16 protein-coding genes are annotated in these 18,620 nt (G+C 65.8%); 6 read left to right on the top strand and 10 right to left on the bottom strand.

Annotated elements, in window-relative coordinates; genetic code table 11:
• Positions 1–89: 89 nt before the first annotated feature.
• Positions 90–1,211 carry a transporter substrate-binding domain-containing protein gene (locus tag ACS8YF_RS07295; protein WP_440849556.1) on the top strand — a complete coding sequence of 374 codons (1,122 nt, stop codon included), beginning with the start codon at positions 90–92 and terminating at the stop codon, positions 1,209–1,211.
• A gap of 5 nt (positions 1,212–1,216) precedes the next feature.
• Here ACS8YF_RS07295 and ACS8YF_RS07290 read toward each other — a convergent pair whose 3' ends face one another.
• The 8 genes from ACS8YF_RS07290 to ACS8YF_RS07255 all read right to left on the bottom strand — a co-directional run bounded on the left by ACS8YF_RS07290 (position 1,217) and on the right by ACS8YF_RS07255 (position 11,744).
• Complete coding sequence (locus ACS8YF_RS07290; protein ID WP_440849555.1) at positions 1,217–2,062, bottom strand: SPOR domain-containing protein; 846 nt, start codon at positions 2,060–2,062, stop codon at positions 1,217–1,219.
• A 32-nt stretch (positions 2,063–2,094) separates the two neighbouring features.
• Entirely contained in the window at positions 2,095–3,762 is a 1,668-nt protein-coding gene (gene argS, locus ACS8YF_RS07285) for an arginine--tRNA ligase (RefSeq protein ID WP_440849554.1), read from the bottom strand.
• 885 nt (positions 3,763–4,647) lie between these two features.
• Positions 4,648–6,849, bottom strand: a complete 2,202-nt coding sequence (locus tag ACS8YF_RS07280) for a primosomal protein N' (protein ID WP_440849553.1) — start codon at positions 6,847–6,849, stop codon at positions 4,648–4,650.
• 281 nt (positions 6,850–7,130) lie between these two features.
• The gene (locus tag ACS8YF_RS07275; RefSeq protein WP_440849552.1) at positions 7,131–7,724 is read right to left on the bottom strand and encodes an NUDIX hydrolase; all 594 of its coding nucleotides are present in this window, start codon (positions 7,722–7,724) and stop codon (positions 7,131–7,133) included.
• 101 nt (positions 7,725–7,825) lie between these two features.
• Positions 7,826–9,223, bottom strand: a complete 1,398-nt coding sequence (locus tag ACS8YF_RS07270; RefSeq protein WP_440849551.1) for an NAD(P)(+) transhydrogenase (Re/Si-specific) subunit beta — start codon at positions 9,221–9,223, stop codon at positions 7,826–7,828.
• Positions 9,224–9,255: 32 nt separating this feature from the next.
• The gene (locus ACS8YF_RS07265) at positions 9,256–9,540 is read right to left on the bottom strand and encodes an NAD(P) transhydrogenase subunit alpha (RefSeq protein ID WP_109992807.1); all 285 of its coding nucleotides are present in this window, start codon (positions 9,538–9,540) and stop codon (positions 9,256–9,258) included.
• 30 nt (positions 9,541–9,570) lie between these two features.
• Positions 9,571–10,770 (bottom strand): NAD(P) transhydrogenase subunit alpha, encoded by a 1,200-nt coding sequence (locus ACS8YF_RS07260; RefSeq protein WP_440849550.1) that lies wholly within the window; start codon positions 10,768–10,770, stop codon positions 9,571–9,573.
• A gap of 203 nt (positions 10,771–10,973) precedes the next feature.
• Complete coding sequence (locus ACS8YF_RS07255) at positions 10,974–11,744, bottom strand: hypothetical protein (RefSeq protein ID WP_440849549.1); 771 nt, start codon at positions 11,742–11,744, stop codon at positions 10,974–10,976.
• Between the two features lie 68 nt (positions 11,745–11,812).
• Between ACS8YF_RS07255 and ACS8YF_RS07250 the strand changes: the two genes are divergently transcribed.
• The 4 genes from ACS8YF_RS07250 (at position 11,813) to ACS8YF_RS07235 (ending at position 15,850) form a co-directional block, all read left to right on the top strand.
• Positions 11,813–12,691, top strand: a complete 879-nt coding sequence (locus ACS8YF_RS07250) for a 5'-3' exonuclease (RefSeq protein ID WP_440849548.1) — start codon at positions 11,813–11,815, stop codon at positions 12,689–12,691.
• Positions 12,688–13,566, top strand: coding sequence for a fructosamine kinase family protein (locus ACS8YF_RS07245; protein ID WP_440849547.1), 879 nt, complete (start codon positions 12,688–12,690; stop codon positions 13,564–13,566). Before ACS8YF_RS07250 ends, ACS8YF_RS07245 begins: the two co-directional genes overlap by 4 nt.
• A gap of 92 nt (positions 13,567–13,658) precedes the next feature.
• Positions 13,659–14,495, top strand: coding sequence for a tRNA 2-thiocytidine(32) synthetase TtcA (gene ttcA, locus ACS8YF_RS07240; RefSeq protein ID WP_440849546.1), 837 nt, complete (start codon positions 13,659–13,661; stop codon positions 14,493–14,495).
• Positions 14,496–14,644: 149 nt separating this feature from the next.
• Positions 14,645–15,850, top strand: coding sequence for an acyl-CoA desaturase (locus ACS8YF_RS07235; RefSeq protein ID WP_440849545.1), 1,206 nt, complete (start codon positions 14,645–14,647; stop codon positions 15,848–15,850).
• Positions 15,851–15,995: 145 nt separating this feature from the next.
• On the opposite strand, the gene ACS8YF_RS07230 is transcribed toward ACS8YF_RS07235, so the two are convergent.
• Positions 15,996–16,589 carry a C40 family peptidase gene (locus tag ACS8YF_RS07230; RefSeq protein WP_440849544.1) on the bottom strand — a complete coding sequence of 198 codons (594 nt, stop codon included), beginning with the start codon at positions 16,587–16,589 and terminating at the stop codon, positions 15,996–15,998.
• A gap of 112 nt (positions 16,590–16,701) precedes the next feature.
• Here ACS8YF_RS07230 and ACS8YF_RS07225 point away from each other — a divergent pair, with 112 nt between their 5' ends.
• Complete coding sequence (locus ACS8YF_RS07225; RefSeq protein ID WP_440849543.1) at positions 16,702–18,237, top strand: Ppx/GppA phosphatase family protein; 1,536 nt, start codon at positions 16,702–16,704, stop codon at positions 18,235–18,237.
• Between the two features lie 50 nt (positions 18,238–18,287).
• On the opposite strand, the gene ACS8YF_RS07220 is transcribed toward ACS8YF_RS07225, so the two are convergent.
• Positions 18,288–18,620 (bottom strand): hypothetical protein (locus tag ACS8YF_RS07220; protein ID WP_440849542.1); only part of this gene is annotated, 333 nt, incomplete at its 5' end.

Genomic DNA, 18,620 nt, shown 5'->3' with positions numbered 1-18,620 from the left:
CGCGGTAACCCGCGCTATACTCGTGCATCGATCGAATTTTGGTATCGGGGGGATCGATGCGGTATCGGGGGAGGGTCGCACGTGCGGTCGTGATTGTGCTGTGTCTGCTGGGTGGACTGTGCCCTGCGGCGGCATCGGCGCAGGGCCCGGCGTCTAGCGGCGCGTCGACCGACAAAGCGAGCATCGACAGCGCGCTGCCGCCCGGTGAGCGCGGCAAGACACTGACGGTGGGCACCAAGCTCACGCCGCCGTTCGTCATGCGCGACGGCGCCAACGGCTATACCGGCCTGTCGATTGCGCTGTGGCAGCGGGTGGCCGCGAAACTGCACCTGAAAACCCATTATGTCGAGCGCGATTTGTCGGGCCTGTTCACCGGGCTGGAAAACGGCAGTCTCGATGTGTCGGTGGCCGCGCTTACGGTCACCGAGCCGCGCGAGGCCCGGGTGGACTTCAGCTATCCGTTCTATACCACCGGTCTGGCGATCGCCCTGCCGGCGTCGCAGGGCAGTAGTCTCTGGCTGACCATTCGGCGTCTGTTCTCCTGGCAGTTTTTCACCGCGCTGGCGGCGCTGGCCGGCGTGTTGTTGCTGGTGGGCGTGGTCGTCTGGGCCTTCGAGCACCGTCACAATCGCGAGGAGTTCGGCGGCGGTGTGTTCAAGGGGCTGGGCAGCGGCTTCTGGTGGGCCGCGGTGACCATGACCACGGTCGGCTACGGCGACAAGTCGCCGCGCACATTGGGCGGGCGCCTGGTGGGTCTGGTCTGGATGTTCGCGGCGATCATCATCATTTCCAGCTTCACTGCCGCCATCGCCACGTCGCTGACCGTGAACAGGCTCTCGACCGGAATCCAGGGCGTCAGCGATCTGGCCCACGCCCGGGTGGCGACGGTGAGCGGCTCCGCCGCCGCCGCCGCCCTCGCCGATCGCGGTATCGGCTTTCGTGCCACGCATTCGCTGGACGCGGCGCTGACCGCGCTGGCCGATGATCGCGTCGATGCCGTGGTCTACGACGCGCCGTTGCTCAAATACCGTATCCGTAAGGCATTTCCCGACCGGCTGCGGGTGCTCGCCACCACCTTCGAGCGTCAGGACTATGCCTTCGCGCTGCCGCAGGGCAGCCCGCTGCGTGAGCCGATCGACCGGGCGATTCTGGCGACGCTGGCCGGCAGCGACTGGAATCGGCTGGTGGCCCGCTTCGTCGGCTCATCCTGAGCGGGTCAGTGCGTTTGCCGCACCATGGTCTCAATGCCGTGCGATTGCAGCCGCTGGGCGAGCGAGTGCGCGGTATTGCTGGATTCGAGCGTGTTGCTCTGCACCCGGTAGACCGTTTTGCCCGACGAGGTCCGGACATCGACGATATCGGCGGTCACGCCGAGCAGGGCGAGTTGGGCCTTGCGGTGATCGGCATCTTTCTCGGTGGAGAAGGCGCCGGCCTGGATGACGTAACCCGGGCCCGCCGGGCCCGGCTTCGATGGTGTCGACGCGTGCGCAGTGTCATTGGAGTGGTTGGTGGGATGGCTCGGCGCGCTGGGCGCCGGTGTATTGGCGGACGGTTCGACTTCGTGCGGCTCTTTGTTGTCGGTGAACGGCTGCTGGGCTTGCTGTCCGGCCGGCACTTCCACCTTGTAGTTCGGCAACATCTTGTAGAACGAGAACCGCGGGTGGTTCTGTTTTTGCTCCGCGGACGCTGCCCCGGACTTGTCCGCGCCGCTGCTCGAAGCCCGGTTTGCGCTTCGGGCGTTGTTGCCCGAACTCGCGCCGGACTGATTGTCGGGGAGCTCGACGTTCACGCTTTCCGGGCCGTGGCCGGCCGGCCGGCTGGCGATGTAATAGACCGATACGCCCACCACCCCGAGTAACAGAGCGCACAAAAGCCAGATACAGCCCGTAGCGCCTGCGCCACGGTTCGCTGCGCCGCCGCCACTGCCGCCGGCCTTTTTACGCGGCGGGGTCTTCGGCTTCGAGCGTACCGGGCGCGCGGCGGGTGTCGGCCGCTTGGCGGGCTTGCGCTTGCCGTTCTTGTCCGGCGGATTGTTACGGCGCGAAGAGTAGTCGCGGGCCATTTGCCACACCTTCTCGATCGAAGCAGACTGCGTTACATCCGGTCCGGTGCTGATACACCCAGCAGCGCGAGACCGTTCGCCAGCACCTGACGTGCGGCCGAGATCAGGGTCAGGCGGGCGTTGCGTAACGGCTCATCATCGATAACGAATTTCTGCGCATTGTAGTAGCTGTGAAATGCGTCGGCGGTATCCCGCAGATAATGCGCGACGCTTTGCACGGCCGAGTCCGCGGCCGCGGCGGTCACCACTTCCGGAAAGCGCGACAAGGCCGTGATCAGGCGCTGCTCGTGTTCCGAATCCAGACGTGCCATGTCCGCCGAATCGCGATCATACGCCAGGCCCTGTTCGTCGAGCTGACGAAACACGCTGGCGATGCGCGCGTGGGCGTACTGGATGTAGTAGACCGGGTTGTCCTCCGACTGGCTGCGGGCCAGGTCGATATCGAAGGTCAGATGCGAGTCCGACTTGCGCGCGACCAGGAAATAACGCGTCGCATCGCGGCCGACCTCGTCGATGAGATCGCGCACCGTCACGTAGGAACCGGCGCGCTTGGACAGTTTCACTTCCTCGCCGCCGCGCATGACGGTAACCATCTGGTGCAGCACGTACGCCGGCCAGCCTTCCGGAATGCCGACATCCAACGCCTGCAAGCCGGCGCGAACACGAGCGATGGTGCCGTGGTGGTCGGCGCCCTGGACGTTGATGGCGTGGGTGAAGCCGCGCTCCCACTTGGCGCGGTGATAGGCGACATCCGGCACGAAGTAGGTGTAACCGCCCCCGGCCTTGCGCATGACGCGATCCTTGTCGTCGCCGTAGTCGGTGGTCTTGAGCCACAGCGCGCCATCGGCCTCGTAGCTGTGCCCGGCGGCGACCAGCGCGGCAACCGTCTGTTCGACCCGGCCGTCGGCATACAGGGCCGATTCCAGCGCATAGTTGTCGAATACGACGCCGAAGGCGCGCAGGTCCTCGTCCTGTTCGCGGCGCAGATAGGCCACCGCGAATTCGCGAATGGCCTGCATGTCGTTCGGGTCGGCCGCGCCGGTGACTTCGCGATCGTCGGCGACCACGGTGGCGCCTTCGAGATAGGCGCTCGCCAGATCCGACAGATACTCGCCGCGATATCCGCCTTCCGGCCAGTCGGCGTCCTCGGGGGTGAGCCCGGCGCAACGCGCGGCGACCGATTTCGCCAGCATCTCGATCTGGTTGCCGGCGTCGTTGTAGTAGAACTCGCGGGTGACGTTCCAGCCGATCGCCTCGTAGAGCCGGGCCAGACAATCGCCGATCGCGGCCTGGCGGCCATGGCCGACGTGCAGCGGCCCGGTCGGATTGGCCGAGACGAACTCGATCAGCACCTTGCGGCCCTGGCCTTCATCCGAGCGGCCGTAGGCCTCGCCGGCCGCCAGCACATCGTCGATCACCGATCGGAAAGCCGCCGGCGCCAGGAAGAAGTTGATGAAGCCGGGCCCGGCGATCTCGACCTTGGCGATGCGTTCGTCGCCGCCGAGCTGATCCACGATCGCCTGGGCGATCTCGCGCGGATTGCGGCGTGCCGCCTTGGTCAGCTGCATGGCCAGGTTGGAGGCGAAATCGCCGTGCGCGGCGTCGCGCGTGCGCTCGACGTGGGGATCCGCCGGGATGTCGATATCGGGCCAGGCGCGGGTGGCGGCGTCGACGAGCAGATCTTGGACTAGTGCTTTCACGGCGAGAACAACGCAGAGGGTCGGGTGAAAACCGTGCAGTCTAACGCCGCCCGGTGGCGCGGGCCATGTTTCAGCCCCGAGTAAACTGGATCGCAGCCTCGGCACGCGGCTCAGGCCCGGGTCGCGCCGGTCGCCGCTGGTTCGTTGGCATTTCACGTTTTCAGTCCGCAAATCAACGCAAAAAGCGCAAATGGCGGATTGGGTTCTCGGCCTCCTTGGTTTCGGTGCGCCGCCTGACCTGTCTCTTCGTTCCTTAAGGCATTTGTCCGCAGATCGACACAGATTCACGCAGATGGCGGTGAGTCATTTGGGGGCACTGGTTCGATCGTGGCGCGAACGGCTGCCTGCGCTTTGTTCTCCGCGGGGCTTGTTCCACTTTGCGCCCATCCGATGCCGTCGCCGGTTCGCGCCTCGAATCCGCTACGCCGCGAAAGCAAAACCGAATCTGCGTGCATCTGCGTTGATCTGCGGACCGTTTTCTTCGCCAAACGAAGCCCGAAAAGCACAACGGCGCCGCTCATCCGTCAGGTCGAAATGCCAGCCCGCCATTGGCGTACTTCGCGTTCATTTGCGGACCGGTTCGCGACCGGCCTGGTTTCGGGCTCCGCGTGACCTTTGTCTTCGTTCCTGAAGGCATTTGTCCGCAGATTACGCAGATTATGCAGATGGCGGTGAGTCATTTGCGGCACTGGTTCGATCGTGGCGCAAACGGCTGTACGCGCTTTGTTCTCCGCCAGGCTTGTTCACTTTGAGCCCATGCGACGCCGTCGCCGGTTCGCGCCTCGAATCCGCTACGCCGCGAAAGTACAACCGTATCTGCGTGCATCTGCGTCGATCTGCGGACAGTTTTCTTCGACGACCGAAACACAAAAAGAATAGCGGCGGCTAGAGCAGATCCTGCGGATCGACATCGATCGACCAGCGCACGCGCCGGGCGGCCGGCAGCTCGGCCAGCTGGCTCTGCCAGCGGTCGAGCACGGGATGCAGCAGGGCCCGACGCGCCGCATGCAGCAGCAGATGCGCGCGGTAGCGGCCGGCACGCCGGGCCATGGGGGCCGGCACCGGCCCCCAGCACGCCAGCTCGCCACCCATGGGGACCGTTTCAGCGGCCGCCGCCAGAAAGGCGTGGGGGTATTGCTGCTCGTGCGCCTCGGCACGCAGCAGGGCGAGATGGCCGTAGGGCGGCAGCGCGGTGGCCTCGCGTTCGGCCAGGGCGGCCTCGGCGAAGCCCGGATAGCCGCCGCCCAGCAGGCGTATCAGCATCGGGTGTTCGGGATTGCGCGTCTGCAGCCAGACTTCCCCCGGCCGGTCGGCACGGCCGGCACGACCGGCAACCTGGGTGACGACCTGGGCCATGTGCTCGGTGGCGCGGAAATCGGCCGAGAACAGGCCGCCGTCGACATCGAGGACGCCGACACAGGTCAGACGCGCGAAATCGTGGCCCTTGGCCAGCATCTGGGTACCGACCAGCAGTTGTGTCTTGCCGTTGGCGACATCGGCGAGTTGGGCTTCGAGCCGGCCGCGGCGGCTCATGCTGTCGCGGTCGAAGCGGGCGATGGAAACGTCGGGGAAATGACTGCGCAGCGCGCCCGCGACGCGCTGGGTGCCGGCGCCGAGTGCGACCAGTGTCTCGCTGCCGCACGATGGGCAGGTGGTCGGCGCATTTTCGGCGCTGCCGCAGTGGTGACAGATCAGCCGGCTCATCGCGCCGTGGATGGTCATCGGCGCATCGCAGCGATGACAGGGCGCGCTCCAGCCGCAGTCGTGGCAGAGCAGGGCCGGGGCGAAGCCGCGCCGGTTGATGAAGATCATCACCTGGTTGCCGGCCTCCAGGTGCGGCCGGATGCGGTTGATCAACGGGTCGGACAGGCCACCGTCGAGCGGACGCGAGCGGATGTCGATCAGCCGGATCGCCGGCAGGGCTGCACCGGTGGCGCGCCGGGCCAGCCGGAGATGGTCGAAGCGCCCGGCGCGGGCGTTGTGCAGGGTTTCCAGCGCGGGCGTGGCGCTGCCCAGTAGAACCGGAATAGCGGCGTCCTGGGCGCGCTTCAAGGCCACATCGCGGGCGTGGTAGCGCAGGCCATCGCCCTGCTTGTAGGAGCCGTCGTGCTCTTCGTCCACGATGATCAGGCCGAGCCGCGGCATCGGCGTGAACACGGCCGAGCGCGTCCCGATCACGATATCGGCCTCGCCGGCCGCGGCCGCGCGCCAGACATCGGCCCGTTCGCCGTCACTGCGCTGGGAATGCAGCACGCCGATGGCCGCGGCGAAGCGCGCGCGCAGACGATCGATGAGCTGCGGCGTGAGACCGATCTCCGGCGCCAGAAACAGCACCTGGCGGCCGGTGGCCAGGGTGTCGGCCATGCGCTGGAAATAGATCTCGGTCTTGCCGGAGCCGGTCACGCCTTCGATCAACGCCGGCGCAAAGCCGTCGGCCTCGCGCAGCCGATCCACCACCGCCTGTTGGTCGGCGGTCAGCGGCGGCGGGGAGCCGGCGCTGCCGGTCTCCAGCCCGCCCGGCAGCTCGATGGCCTCGATCAGGCCGCGCTCGGCCAGCGCCTGCAGTGGCCGCCCGGCGCCGGGAAAGCGGGCCAGCAATGTGCTGTGGGCCACGGCGTTATCGGCCGCGCGAATCACAGTGAGCAGCTCTTGCTGGCGTGGCGCACGCGTGAGTGTGGTCTCGGCATCGGCCGGCGGCTCGGCCACGGCCTGCCAGCCGCGATTGCGGGTACTATCGTTGTCGGCAGCGCTCCCGGTCCGCCGCAGGGCCGCCGGCAACGCGGTGGCCAGCGTATCGCCGAGCGGGTGGTGATAATAACGGGCGGTCCAGCGCAGCAGCTTGAGCAGCGCGTCGTCGAACAAGGGGGTGTCGTCCAGCACCCGCAACACGGGTTTGAGCTTGTCCACCGTGACCTGGCTTGCCACATCGACGGCCACGATCACGCCCACCAGCGGTCGGCGCCCGAAGCGAACCTGGACACGCGCGCCCACCGACACCGCCGCATCCGGCGCGATAAGGTAGTCGAAAGTGCCGTAAAGCGGCACGGGGACGGCCACTCGAACAACGGGGTAAGCCTGCTCGCTCAACGCTCTGGCGCCTGTGGATAAGTACGTGGATGAAATCGGGACGGTTCACTCATGGGAACAAGCCAATATTGCCTCCATCATGATTTTTTTTATTAAAATATAATTTAATCAGATGCTTGCGATCGTATTTTGCGCGGCTCATGCGCGGCGCGTGGGTTTGCGACAAGAAGGCAACACTGTGGATTTGTGCACAATTTGTTGTGTATTCGATGCCATGGCCGTGGCCGCAGCGCCTGATGCGGCGATACGGTATGTGACGCGGGCGGACAGTTTTGATGCCGTCATTCGCGCCCCCCGGGGCCGGCGCGGCGCAGCTCGTCGAGCATGCGCAGGGTCAGCCCCCAGATCCGGCGACCATCGCCGCAGTCGTAGCAGGGCATCGACTTGGGCACGCCGCGAACACGCCAGGTGAACTGCCCCCGATTCGCGGGCTCGTCGAGCCAGGCCAGCGGTACCCAGGTCCAGTCGGCGATTTCGGCGTTCGGCGTGATCGTCGCATCGCGCGGCCAGCGATAAACGAACGGCGATATCACCATTGGTCGACGCCGACGATGATCGAGTGTGAGCTGGTCGCGGAGCCTGCCGATGCCGAGTGATCGATCGATCGCCACGCCAATTTCCTCGGCGGTTTCGCGACAGGCCGCGCGCGACGCGCTGGCTTCGTCGACGGCCTCGATGCGCCCGCCGGGCAGGGCCATGTCGCCGGACCAGGGATCGCCCGGGCGATGCGCGCGTTCGACCACCAGGACTTCGACGCCCTGGCGCGAATCGCGCAGCAGTGCGGCCACCGCGGCGCGCTTGAGTCGCCGACGCAACGGATTGCGCCGCGCGCGATGGCGCTGCAGGCGGGCGATGAGTGGGGCGAGCTCATGCATGACCGTCGAGGATACGGCCGATCGTCGATGGCTGCATCGGGACATGAAAAAAGCCGCCCGGATGGGCGGCTTGCGAGCACGATTCGACGGCCGGAGCGCGACTAGATCTGTTTGAGCCCGCTGGTCAGATCGGCACAAACCTGCTTGGCGTCGCCGAACACCATGCGGGTGTTTTCGCCGAAGAACAGATGGTTGGTCACGCCGGAAAAGCCCGTTCCCTTGCCGCGCTTGATCACGTACACCTCGCGCGCGGCATCGACGTTGAGGATCGGCATGCCGTAGATGGGGCTGCCCTTGTCCTCCTTGGCGGCCGGGTTGACCACGTCGTTGGCGCCGATCACGAGCGCGGCGTCGGCCGCGCCGAATTCCGGGTTGATTTCTTCCAGGTCGTAGATCAGGTCGTAGGGCACGCCGGCCTCGGCCAGCAGCACGTTCATGTGCCCGGGCATGCGACCCGCCACCGGGTGGATGGCGAACTTCACATCCACGCCGTGTTCCTTCTGCAGTGCCTGCACGAACTCCCAGAGCTTGTGCTGGGCCTGCGCGACCGCGAGACCGTAGCCGGGAACGATGATCAGGCTATCGGCATAGGCCATCGACGCCGCGGCGTCGAAGGCCTCGACCGACTTCATTTCGCCCTCGGGGTCTTCGGCCTGACTGCCTTCGTCCACGCCGAAGCCGGCGAACAGGACGTTGGTCAGCGAGCGGTTCATGCCCTTGGCCATGAGATAGGTCAGCAGCGAACCGGCCGCGCCCACCACCATGCCGGCGATGATCATCGCCGGGTTGTCGATGACATACCCTTCGAAGGCCACGGCGAGACCCGTGAAGGCGTTGTACATCGAGATCACGACCGGCATGTCGGCGCCGCCGATCGGGATTGTCAGCAACACGCCGAAGGCCAGACTCATGAAGAAGAACAGCGTGACCAGCACCGGCGCCGAGAAATTCGACGCCACGATCGCCCAGCCGAAGATCACGATCAGCACGGCCAGCGCCAGCGTCGCGATCTGCTGGCCCGGGATGCGGAACGCACGGGTCAGCTTGCCTTCCAGCTTGGCCCAGGCGATCAGCGAGCCGGCGAACGACACGCCGCCGATGAGCGCGCCCACCACGGCCATGATGATCAGCGCGAAACCGGCCGAAAACGCCTCGTGCGAATACATCTCCACCAGCGCGATGGCCGCGGCCGCGCCGCCGCCCATGCCGTTGTACAGCGCGACCATCTGCGGCATGGCCGTCATCTGCACGCGTTTGCCGGAGATCCAGGCCGCCGAGCCGCCGATGGCGATGGCCACGATCATGAGGATGTAGTGCCAGGCGCCCGCGTGGATGGCCGGATGGAAGAAGGTGAAGAGGGTCGCCACCAGCATGCCGGCGCCGGCGACCTTGATGCCGTTGCGCGCGGTGCGCGGCGAGCCCATCTGCTTCAGGCCATAGATGAACAGTACCGCGGCGACGAAATAACTCGCGTTGACGAGAAAGCCCCAGAAACCCATAGGTGACCCCTTTTATCGTGGTTGTTCTCGGATCAGTCCTTGGAGGACTTGAACATTTCGAGCATGCGCTCGGTCACGACATAACCGCCCACCGCGTTGCCCGCGGCCAGCATCGTGCCCACGAAGCCGATTAGCGTCTCCCAGAAACCGTCGGCGTTGCCGAGCGCGACCATCGCGCCGACCAGCACGATGCCGTGCACGAAGTTCGAGCCCGACATCAGCGGCGTGTGCAGGATGCTGGGTACACGGCCGATGATCTCGTAGCCGGTGAAAGCGGCCAGCATGAAGATATACAGCGCCACAAAACCCGTAATCATGATTCTCTCTCCCCGAATGCCGTCTCGAATCTAAGTTTTCTGTTTGGCGTTGCGCGCGTCACTGGCGGCGCCGAGCGCGGCCTTGACCGCCTCGTTGACCAGTTCACCGTCGCGGGTCAGCACCGACTTGGCCAGGATCTCGTCCTCCCAGTCGAAGGCGAGCTTGTGTTTCTTCTCGCCCGGCTTGGCGTCCTCCTGGCCTTCTTCCTCGACCACGATCAGCTGCAGGAAGTTGAACACGTTCTGGGCATACATTTCGCTCGCGTGCTCGGCCAGCAGGGACGGTACGTTGGACGGACCGTGGATGGTGACCGCGCCGTGGGTGACGATCTCGTCGGGTTTCGTCAGCTCGCAGTTGCCGCCGCCGGCCGCCGCCAGATCGACCAGCACGGCGCCGGGCTTCATGGCCTCGACCATGGCCCTGGACACGATCCTGGGCGCCGGCTTGCCCGGTACGGCGGCCGTGGTGATCACGGCGTCGGCGTCGGCCATGTTGTCGACCAGCATCTGTTGCTGTTGGGCTTTCTCGTCGTCGGTCAGCTCGCGCGCATAGCCGCCGTCGGCCTCGGCTTTCACGCCCTCGGCCACCAGGAATTCGGCGCCGAGCGATTCGACCTGTTCCTTGGTATCGGTGCGCACATCATAGCCATACACCTTGGCGCCGAGCCGCCCGGCGGTGGCGATGGCCTGCAGGCCCGCCACGCCCGCGCCGATGACCAGCACCTTGGCCGGCCGGATGGTGCCGGCGGCCGTGGTCAGCATGGGCAGGAAGCGTTCCAGCGCATTGGCGGCAATCAATGCCGCCTTGTAGCCGGCGGCATTGGCCTGGGAGGACAGCGCGTCCATCGACTGGGCCCGGCTGATGCGCGGGATCAGTTCCATGGCGAAGCAGGTGATGCCGTTGTTCTGCAACGCTTCGACCACGTCCGGGTTGTTGTGCCCCTGGACGAAGCTGATCAGCACCGACCCCTTCTTCATTTTGTTGATTTGTTTGACTTCCGGCGCATTGACCGCGAGCACCACATCGGCGGTGTAGATCTCGTCGGCCCGCCCCGACAGCGTCACGCGCTCGTCGTAGGATTCGTCGGGAATGCGGCTTCCCTCGCCGGCGCCCTTGGCGACGGTGAGCGCCACGTCGAGCTTGGTCAGCTTCGCGGCGATCTTGGGCACCATGGCAACGCGCTTTTCGCCCGCTGCCGTCTCCTTCGCTACAGCAATCGATACGGTCATATTCTTGTTCGGCCCATGTTCGAGTCGTCGATGGTGTTGTTATATGTCGGCCGGCGGGCGGCCGTATCTCCGTGGCCGGTGACGCACCGGTGGCTAAAGTCTAACCATAGTTTCGGTTAGATAGCGAGGGCATAAGAATATACTTTTCATTCATTTTGAATGAGAATTGATATTCCGGGCCGTTCATTGTTTGCGCTGTGGCTTTAACGACCGGCGGACGCGGCCTCGGGTTTTTTCTCGACATAGTTGCCGGGAATGGCGAGGCGGCTGGCGGCAATGGGCTTGTGGTTCAACGCGGCGAGGGCGCGTTGTTCGCCGGACAGACTGTCGTGGAAGCGAATCGGCATGCCCGAAAGATTTCGATATGGCAGGCCGATGCCCTCCAGGCCGGTGCCGCTGAGCATCTCGCGCAACAAGGCGAACATCGATTTCACGGTGCGGAAGCTAGCGTCGGACAGCCCCAGCGCCTCGGCGCTGGCCACGCACATCTTGTGCGCCGGTCGGCCGCCGCGCACGATCTGGATGACCTGGCAGGCAATGCCATCCACCTTGTCGGTGGCCCCGGTGTGATCCAGTCCGATGGACTCCCGCTTGCCGTTCAGTCCGGGTATTTTTTCGGCCATGGCCGCGCGGGCGGCCGGGCGTTGATCCGGCGGCAGCTGTTGCAGGCGATTTTCGATTCGGGCGCGCAACGCACTCATCTGATGGCGGATTTCGCTGGCCGTGTTCTTGTCGAGCCGGGTATAGGTCTGATCCTTCGGCGACACCGAGATGATCGCCGGGTCGCCGCGTTTGTACAGCTGCCAGCCGCTGCCGTCGCCGTCGATGCGCACGGCCTTGGGCGTGATATAGACCTTGTACTGGCCACTGGCGCCCACGTAGGTCAGGGTGGTATCGGCCTGAACAGCGCTTGCCATGCTGGTGAGGCCGATCAGGGCAGCCATGGCGAGCGCGCGCCACATCGTGCGAATCATAGAACGTCTCCGAATGGGATGCCGGTAGCGCATGGCGCGGGCCGGGCGTCGGTCAGTACACTACCGACATGCTGCTGATCGACGCCAGTGTCTATATCTTCCGGGCGTTCCATGCGCTACCGGACTCCATCACCGGCGCCGATGGCCGCCCGCTGAACGCCGTGCACGGCTATGTCGGGTTTCTGACCGCGCTGCTCGCGGCCACCGACGAAGCATACGTCGCGGCCGCATTCGACGAATCGTTGACCCATTCGTTTCGCAACGAGTTCTTCGCCGATTACAAGGCCAACCGCGAACAGCCGCCGGCGGAGCTGGTGAGTCAGATCGGCGTCTGCCGGGCGATCACCGAAGCGCTCGGCGTGGCGACCCTGTCCAGCCCCCGGTACGAAGCCGATGATCTGATCGCCACGCTGGCCGCCGCGGCCGACGAACCGGTCACGGTGGTGACCTCGGACAAGGATCTGGCCCAGATTCTCGGTCCGGGCGATATCCTCTGGGACTACGCCCGCGAAACCCGCTACGACGCGTCGGCGGTTCGCGCGCGTTTCGGCGTGGCGCCGGCTGCGATCCCCGATTATCTCGCCCTGGTCGGCGACACGGTCGACAACATCCCGGGCGTGCCCGGCATCGGCGCCAAGACAGCGGCGGCGTTGTTGTCGCGCTTTGCCGATATCGACACCCTGCTGGCCGATATCGACGCCGTGCGCGTGGCCGACCTGCGCGGGGCAAAATCGCTGGCCACGCGGCTCGAGGCACACGCCGACCAGGCGCGTCTGTCGCGGCGCCTGGCCACCGTGGTGCGCGATATCGCGCTCGATGCCGCGCAGCGCGACATCGCCCGACGGGTGCCCGATACGGCGCGGCTGCAACAACTGTGCAACGAACACGGCGTGGGCCCGCGGCTGCGCGGTCAGCTCGGCCTCGAGGCCGAGAGTGAGACGATATGAGCGACTGGGCGGTCATCGAATCCGCGATCGGCGCGGCCACCGGACGCCCGTTCACCGTGGTCGATCACCGCACGGCGCTCGGCGGCGACATCAACCAGGCACACGTGGTTTCCGACGGCGACCGCCGTTTCTTCGTCAAGACCAACCGGGCCGACCGGCACGCCATGTTTCAGGCCGAGGCGGCCGGGCTGTCGGAGCTGCGACAGGCCACCCTGCTGCGGGTGCCCGAGCCGATCGCGGTCGCGGCCAACGGTGATACCGCCTTCATCGTGCTCGAATATCTCGAACTGGCGCGGCCGACGCGAGCCTCGATGACGCGGCTCGGCGAAGGGCTGGCCGAGATGCATGGCATCGTGGCCACGCGCCACGGCTGGGAGCGCGACAACACGCTCGGCCCGAACACCCAGCACAATGCCCGCCACGCCGACTGGACCGAGTTCTGGCGCGAGAATCGCCTGGCCGTGATGCTCGACGCGCTCGCGCCGGATTATCCCGAACTCGCGCGCGCGGGCGATCGGCTGCTGGCTGTCCTGCCGGATCTGCTGGCCGGACATAAACCCGAGGCCTCGCTGCTGCACGGTGACCTCTGGGGCGGCAACGCCGGGGCCGACCGTGCCGGCCGGCCGGTGATCTTCGACCCGGCCGTCTATTATGGCGATCGCGAGACCGATCTGGCGCTCACCGAATTGTTCGGGGGCTTCTCCCCCGATTTCTACGAAGCCTACTGGGGGGCCTGGCCGGCATCGCCCGGCTATCGCGAGATCCGGCGGCCGTTGTATCAACTGCATCACCTGCTCAATCACGCGCGTCTGTTCGGCGGCGGTTATGCGGCCCAGGCGCGGCGCGTGATGGCCCAGCTCGTCGCGCGTGTCTGAGTTCGTTGCCGGCGCACGCCGACCGGGCGTAGCGGCGCCGATCGACACGCCGGTACAATGAGCGTCGATTCATTTCCAGCGCGCGGCGCGCCATGAGCGATATTCCCGTTCTCGATACCCGGGCCCCGACCGGACTGACGCCCGGTTCGAATGCGGCCGAAAAACTGACCAAGCGGCTGCGTCGCCAGGCCGGCCAGGCGATCGTCGATTACGGCATGATCCGCGACGGCGAGCGCATCATGGTCTGCCTGTCCGGCGGCAAGGACAGCTATACCCTGCTGGATACGCTGCTTCATCTGCAGCAGGTCGCTCCGGTGTCGTTCACCCTGCGGGCGGTCAACCTCGATCAGAAACAGCCCGGTTTTCCCGAGCATATCCTGCCGAATTACCTGGCCGGGCTCGGCGTCGACTACGAGATTATCGAGCGCGACACCTACTCGGTGGTCACGGAGAAGATCGCGCCCGGGGCCACCATGTGCGGGCTGTGCTCGCGTCTGCGCCGCGGCATCCTGTATCGCTATGCGCGCGAGAACGGCTTTACCCGCATCGCGCTCGGCCATCACCGCGACGACATCGTGGAAACCATGTTTCTCAACATGTTTCATGGCGCGCGCCTGGCCGCCATGCCGCCGAAGCTGAAGTCCGACGACGGCGACAACGTCGTGATCCGGCCGCTGGCGTACTGCGCCGAGGCCGAGATCGAGAAGTATTCGCGTCTCAAGCAGTTCCCGATCATTCCCTGCAATCTGTGCGGCTCGCAGGAGAACCTGGCGCGGCAGAACGTCAAGGCCATGCTGGCAGGCTGGGAGGCCGAGGACCCGGGGCGCAGCGAGCGCATCTTCCGGTCGATGACGCGAATCGCGCCGTCGCAGATGGCCGATGGCGCGCTATTCGATTTCGCCGGCCTGGAAACCGACGCGGACACATGACGATCCGTGGCCCGGCACCGGTGTCATGGACGAACAGGAGGGCGAGTTCTTGAAAACGATTCTCAACCTGCGCATACTCACGGACACGCTGTGCACGTTTGTACACTGCGGCTAAAAGACTGACGATTTCTGACGAGGCTCGCCAAGCAATGAGCGAAAAGACCAAGCGGTTGCGGTTCCCCCAGAACCAGCACATGGACGACCACTTCGATTGGTGGAACTTCCTGCCCATGGGGATCATGCACCTGGGCCTGATCGGTATCTGGTGGACCGGCTTCACCTGGGTATCGGTGTCGCTGTGCGTTTTCCTTTACGTGGCACGCGTGTTCGGCATCACCGCCGGCTATCACCGCTATTTCTCGCACCGCGGGTACAAGACCAGCCGCGTATTCCAGTTCATTCTGGCGTTTCTCGGCGCCACCGCGATGCAAAAAGGCCCGCTCTGGTGGTCGGCCAAGCATCGCGAGCATCATCGCGATACCGACGAGCCCGAGGATGCGCATTCGCCGCGCCACTACGGCTTCTTCGACGCCCACATCGGCTGGGTCTATCGCGAGGCGCGTTCCAATCCCGACATGGACCTGATCAAGGATTTTTCCAAGTATCCGGAGTTGCGCTGGATCGAGCGCCACCAGTACATGCCGGGCATCATCACGGCCGTGATCTGCACGCTGCTCGGCGGCTGGTCGGGCTTTCTGGTGGGCTTCCTGCTGTCGACCATCCTGGTCTATCACGCCACGTTCACGATCAACTCGCTGGACCACATGTTCGGTCGCCAGCGTTATCTGACCGGTGACGACTCGCGCAACAACTGGCTGGCGGCGATCATCTCCCTGGGTGAGGGCTGGCACAACAACCATCACTATTATCCGGCCACCGCCCGCAACGGCTTCTTCTGGTGGGAGTTCGATCCGACCTACTACATGCTGGTCGCGCTCTCCAAGGTGGGGCTGGTCTGGGATCTGCGCCAGCCGCCGAAGTCGATTCTCGCCAACGAGAAGCCGCCCACCCAGAAGATCATCGACAAGTGCGCGGTCTACATCGCGGCCGGCTTCTCGCCCGATCGCATCAGCGCGAATATCCGTGAGCGCTGGGAAGGCAGCCACGTCATGGACGACCTGCGCAACCATGCGCGCGACAAATGGAGCGCGGCCGAGGCCTATCTGGCCGAGGTCGAGTTGCCGGAATTCCCGAGCGTGGATGAGCTCAAGGCCCGCGCGCACAAGCAGTTCAAGATCCGCCATGAAGGCCTGGACCGGGCCATCGAGCGGGCCCAGGACATGCTGCGTCGTTCGGTCGCCCATCGGCTGATCGAGCAGGCGCAGTCCGACCAGGGGCGCGTGCAACAGATATGAGGGCTCGAAGGATCGAGACGTTGGTCATCATCGGCCCGCGACGGTTACCGTCGCGGGCTTTTTTTGGTTCATCGCAGGGCAGCGGGGCGCGCTATCGTGAAGGGTGTGCCGAACACGGGCCGCGGCGTGTCGCCGCGATCGGCGATCACATCTGGCGATTGCCCGGAATGCGCCGTGCTTGCCAGTAGTGATTGCGCCAGTACACATTGTCCAGGCGCGAGATGGTTACGCCCTGGCTGCTCGATGCATGCATGAAGCGCCCGCGGCCGAGGTAGATGCCGACATGATGCGATATGGCGCCGGTCTTGAAGAACACCAGATCCCCGGCCTTGAGTTTGCGGCGCGGGATCGACATCCCGACCTGGGCCTGTGCCGCGGCGGTACGCGGCAGTTCGTAGGACTCAACCCGATCCACCGTCTGGCGCACGAAGCTCGAACAATCAACGCCGTTGCGGCTCTGGCCACCGTAACGATACGGCGTGCCGGCCCAGCGTTCATAGACCCGGTGCAGCGCCGCGTCCAGCCTGGCCGTCGCGCCGGCGCGCATACCGGGGTCGGATTCGGCGCTTTCGTTTTTGTCGCGATACTTCGAGCCGCCACCGGTCCGGCTCAGGTCGGAATGGCCCCGTTGCAGTCCCTGGCTGGCGCATCCGCTGGCCACCAGAGCCACGGCGGCGATCATGAGCAGGCGGTAGCTGCGCAGGCGGGGCAGTGTCGCCGCCCGGCCGGCCAGCGCCATGGCTGTCGGGCTTGTGCCCTCTGTTGTCGTGCTCCCCAAGCCGTGCCCTCGCAACCCCTGCCCAAGCTGCTTAAGATAGTCGCATGAACTGCGCCTTGAAAAGCCCCGCCGTATGAATCTGCCCGTCACGGTCGCCGCCGTCGACCTCGGTTCCAACAGTTTTCACATGCTTATCGTCCGGGCCGAGCAGGGCCAGAGGCGCGTACTGGATCGTATCAAGGAGTCGGTACGACTGGCGGGTGGGCTTTCTGCAGACGGCCGGATCGATGCGGCAACCCAGCAGCGCGCGCTCGATTGTCTGGCCCGCTTCGGCCAGCGACTGGCCCAGCTTGACGAGGCCCGGGTGCGCGTGGTCGGGACCAATACCCTGCGCCAGGCCCGGGGCGCCGATGAATTCATCGCCCGCGCCGAGGCCGCGCTGGGGCATCCGATCGAGATCATCTACGGGGTCGAGGAGGCGCGCCTGATCTACGCCGGGGTGGCAGAAGACCTGGAAGCCGTCGATGCGCAGCGGCTCGTGGTGGATATCGGCGGCGGCTCGACCGAATTGGTGATCGGTCGTGGTGCCCAGGTGCGTCGGGCGGAGAGCGTGGCGCTCGGGGCGGTCACGCACACCACGCGCTTCTTTGCCGACGGGCGTGTCGACAAGACGACGTGGAAGGCAGCGGTCACGGAGGCGCGCCTGGCGCTGGAACCGCTGGCGTACGATTACCGCGAACTGGGCTGGTCGGTGGCGCTGGGGGCCTCCGGCAGCATCAAGTCGATCGCGCGCGTGGTCGGCGCGGACACGCCCGGGGCGACGATCACGAGCGAGGCGCTGGCCAAGCTCGCACGGCGTCTGTGCAAGGCGGGCTCCGTGGACAAACTGGCCCCGGACGGGGTCTCGAGCGAGCGCCGCGCGATCTTCGCCGGTGGTCTGGCAGTGCTTGTCGGCATATTCGAAAGCCTTGGCGTCACCGCCATGCAGGTCTCGGACAAGGCGCTGCGGGAAGGGGTGATCAGCGACCTGCTGGGCCGTCTGTCGGCGCACGACTCGCGCGACGACGGCGTCGACGATGCCGCGCATCGTTTCGTCATCGACCGCGATCATGGCCGGCGCGTGGCCGAAACTGCGGCCCGGCTCTGGCGATCCGGCCACCAGGGCCACCAGGGCGACCAGCTCCCGGCGGGGATGGCAGAGGCGGCCCGGGTGCTGCGCTGGGCGGCGATGCTGCACGAAATCGGCCTGGCCGTGGCACACCGGGCCTATCACAAGCACGGCGAGTATTTGCTCAACAACGCCGATATCCGCGGCTTCTCGCAGATGGACCAGCACCTGCTGGCGACCATCGTACGACTGCACCGCGGACGCCTGCGTACCGAGCTGATCGATGCGCTGCCGTCCGCCTGGCAGACTCGAACCCGGGATATCGTGCTGGCGCTACGCATTGCCGTGATCCTGCATCGCGGACGCAATCCGGCCACGCGACCGCCGGTGACGCTCGCGCACGGCGATGCCACGCTGACGGTTTCGATCGACGCCGACTGGCTGGCTGAACGCCCGCTCACCCGGGCCGATCTGGATCGCGAGGGCGAGCGCCTGGCCAAGGCCGGGCTCGCCCTCGATCTCGTGGAAACGACAATCCCGGAGGCGGCGACCGTTCGCTAGGCCCCGTTGTGCTTGTCGGGCTTCGCTCGGCGAAGAAAACGGTCCGCAGATCAACGCAGATTTACGCAGATGCGGTTGTGCTTTCGTGGTGTAGCGGATTCGAGGCGCGAACCGGCGACAGCGTTGGCCAGCACGCCGAACTCGAAGGCTATCCTTGGGAACAAAGAGCAGACAGCCGTTCGCGCCGCGATCGAACCCGTGCCCCAAAAGACGAGCCGCCATCTGCGTCGATCTGCGGACAAATGCCTTAAGGAACGAAGCGAGCCAGTCATGCGGCGCCCCGAAGCCAGGGATGTCACAAAATCGGGTCCGCAAATGAACGCGAAGTACGCCAATGGCGGGCTGGCATTTCGACCTGACGGATGAGCGGCGCCGTTGTGCTT

This window comes from Salinisphaera sp. SWV1, assembly GCF_052044155.1.
Classification (GTDB): Bacteria; Pseudomonadota; Gammaproteobacteria; order Nevskiales; family Salinisphaeraceae; genus Salinisphaera.
Note: the sequence above shows the minus strand (reverse complement) of the source record. Positions and strands in the feature narration are given on the sequence as shown.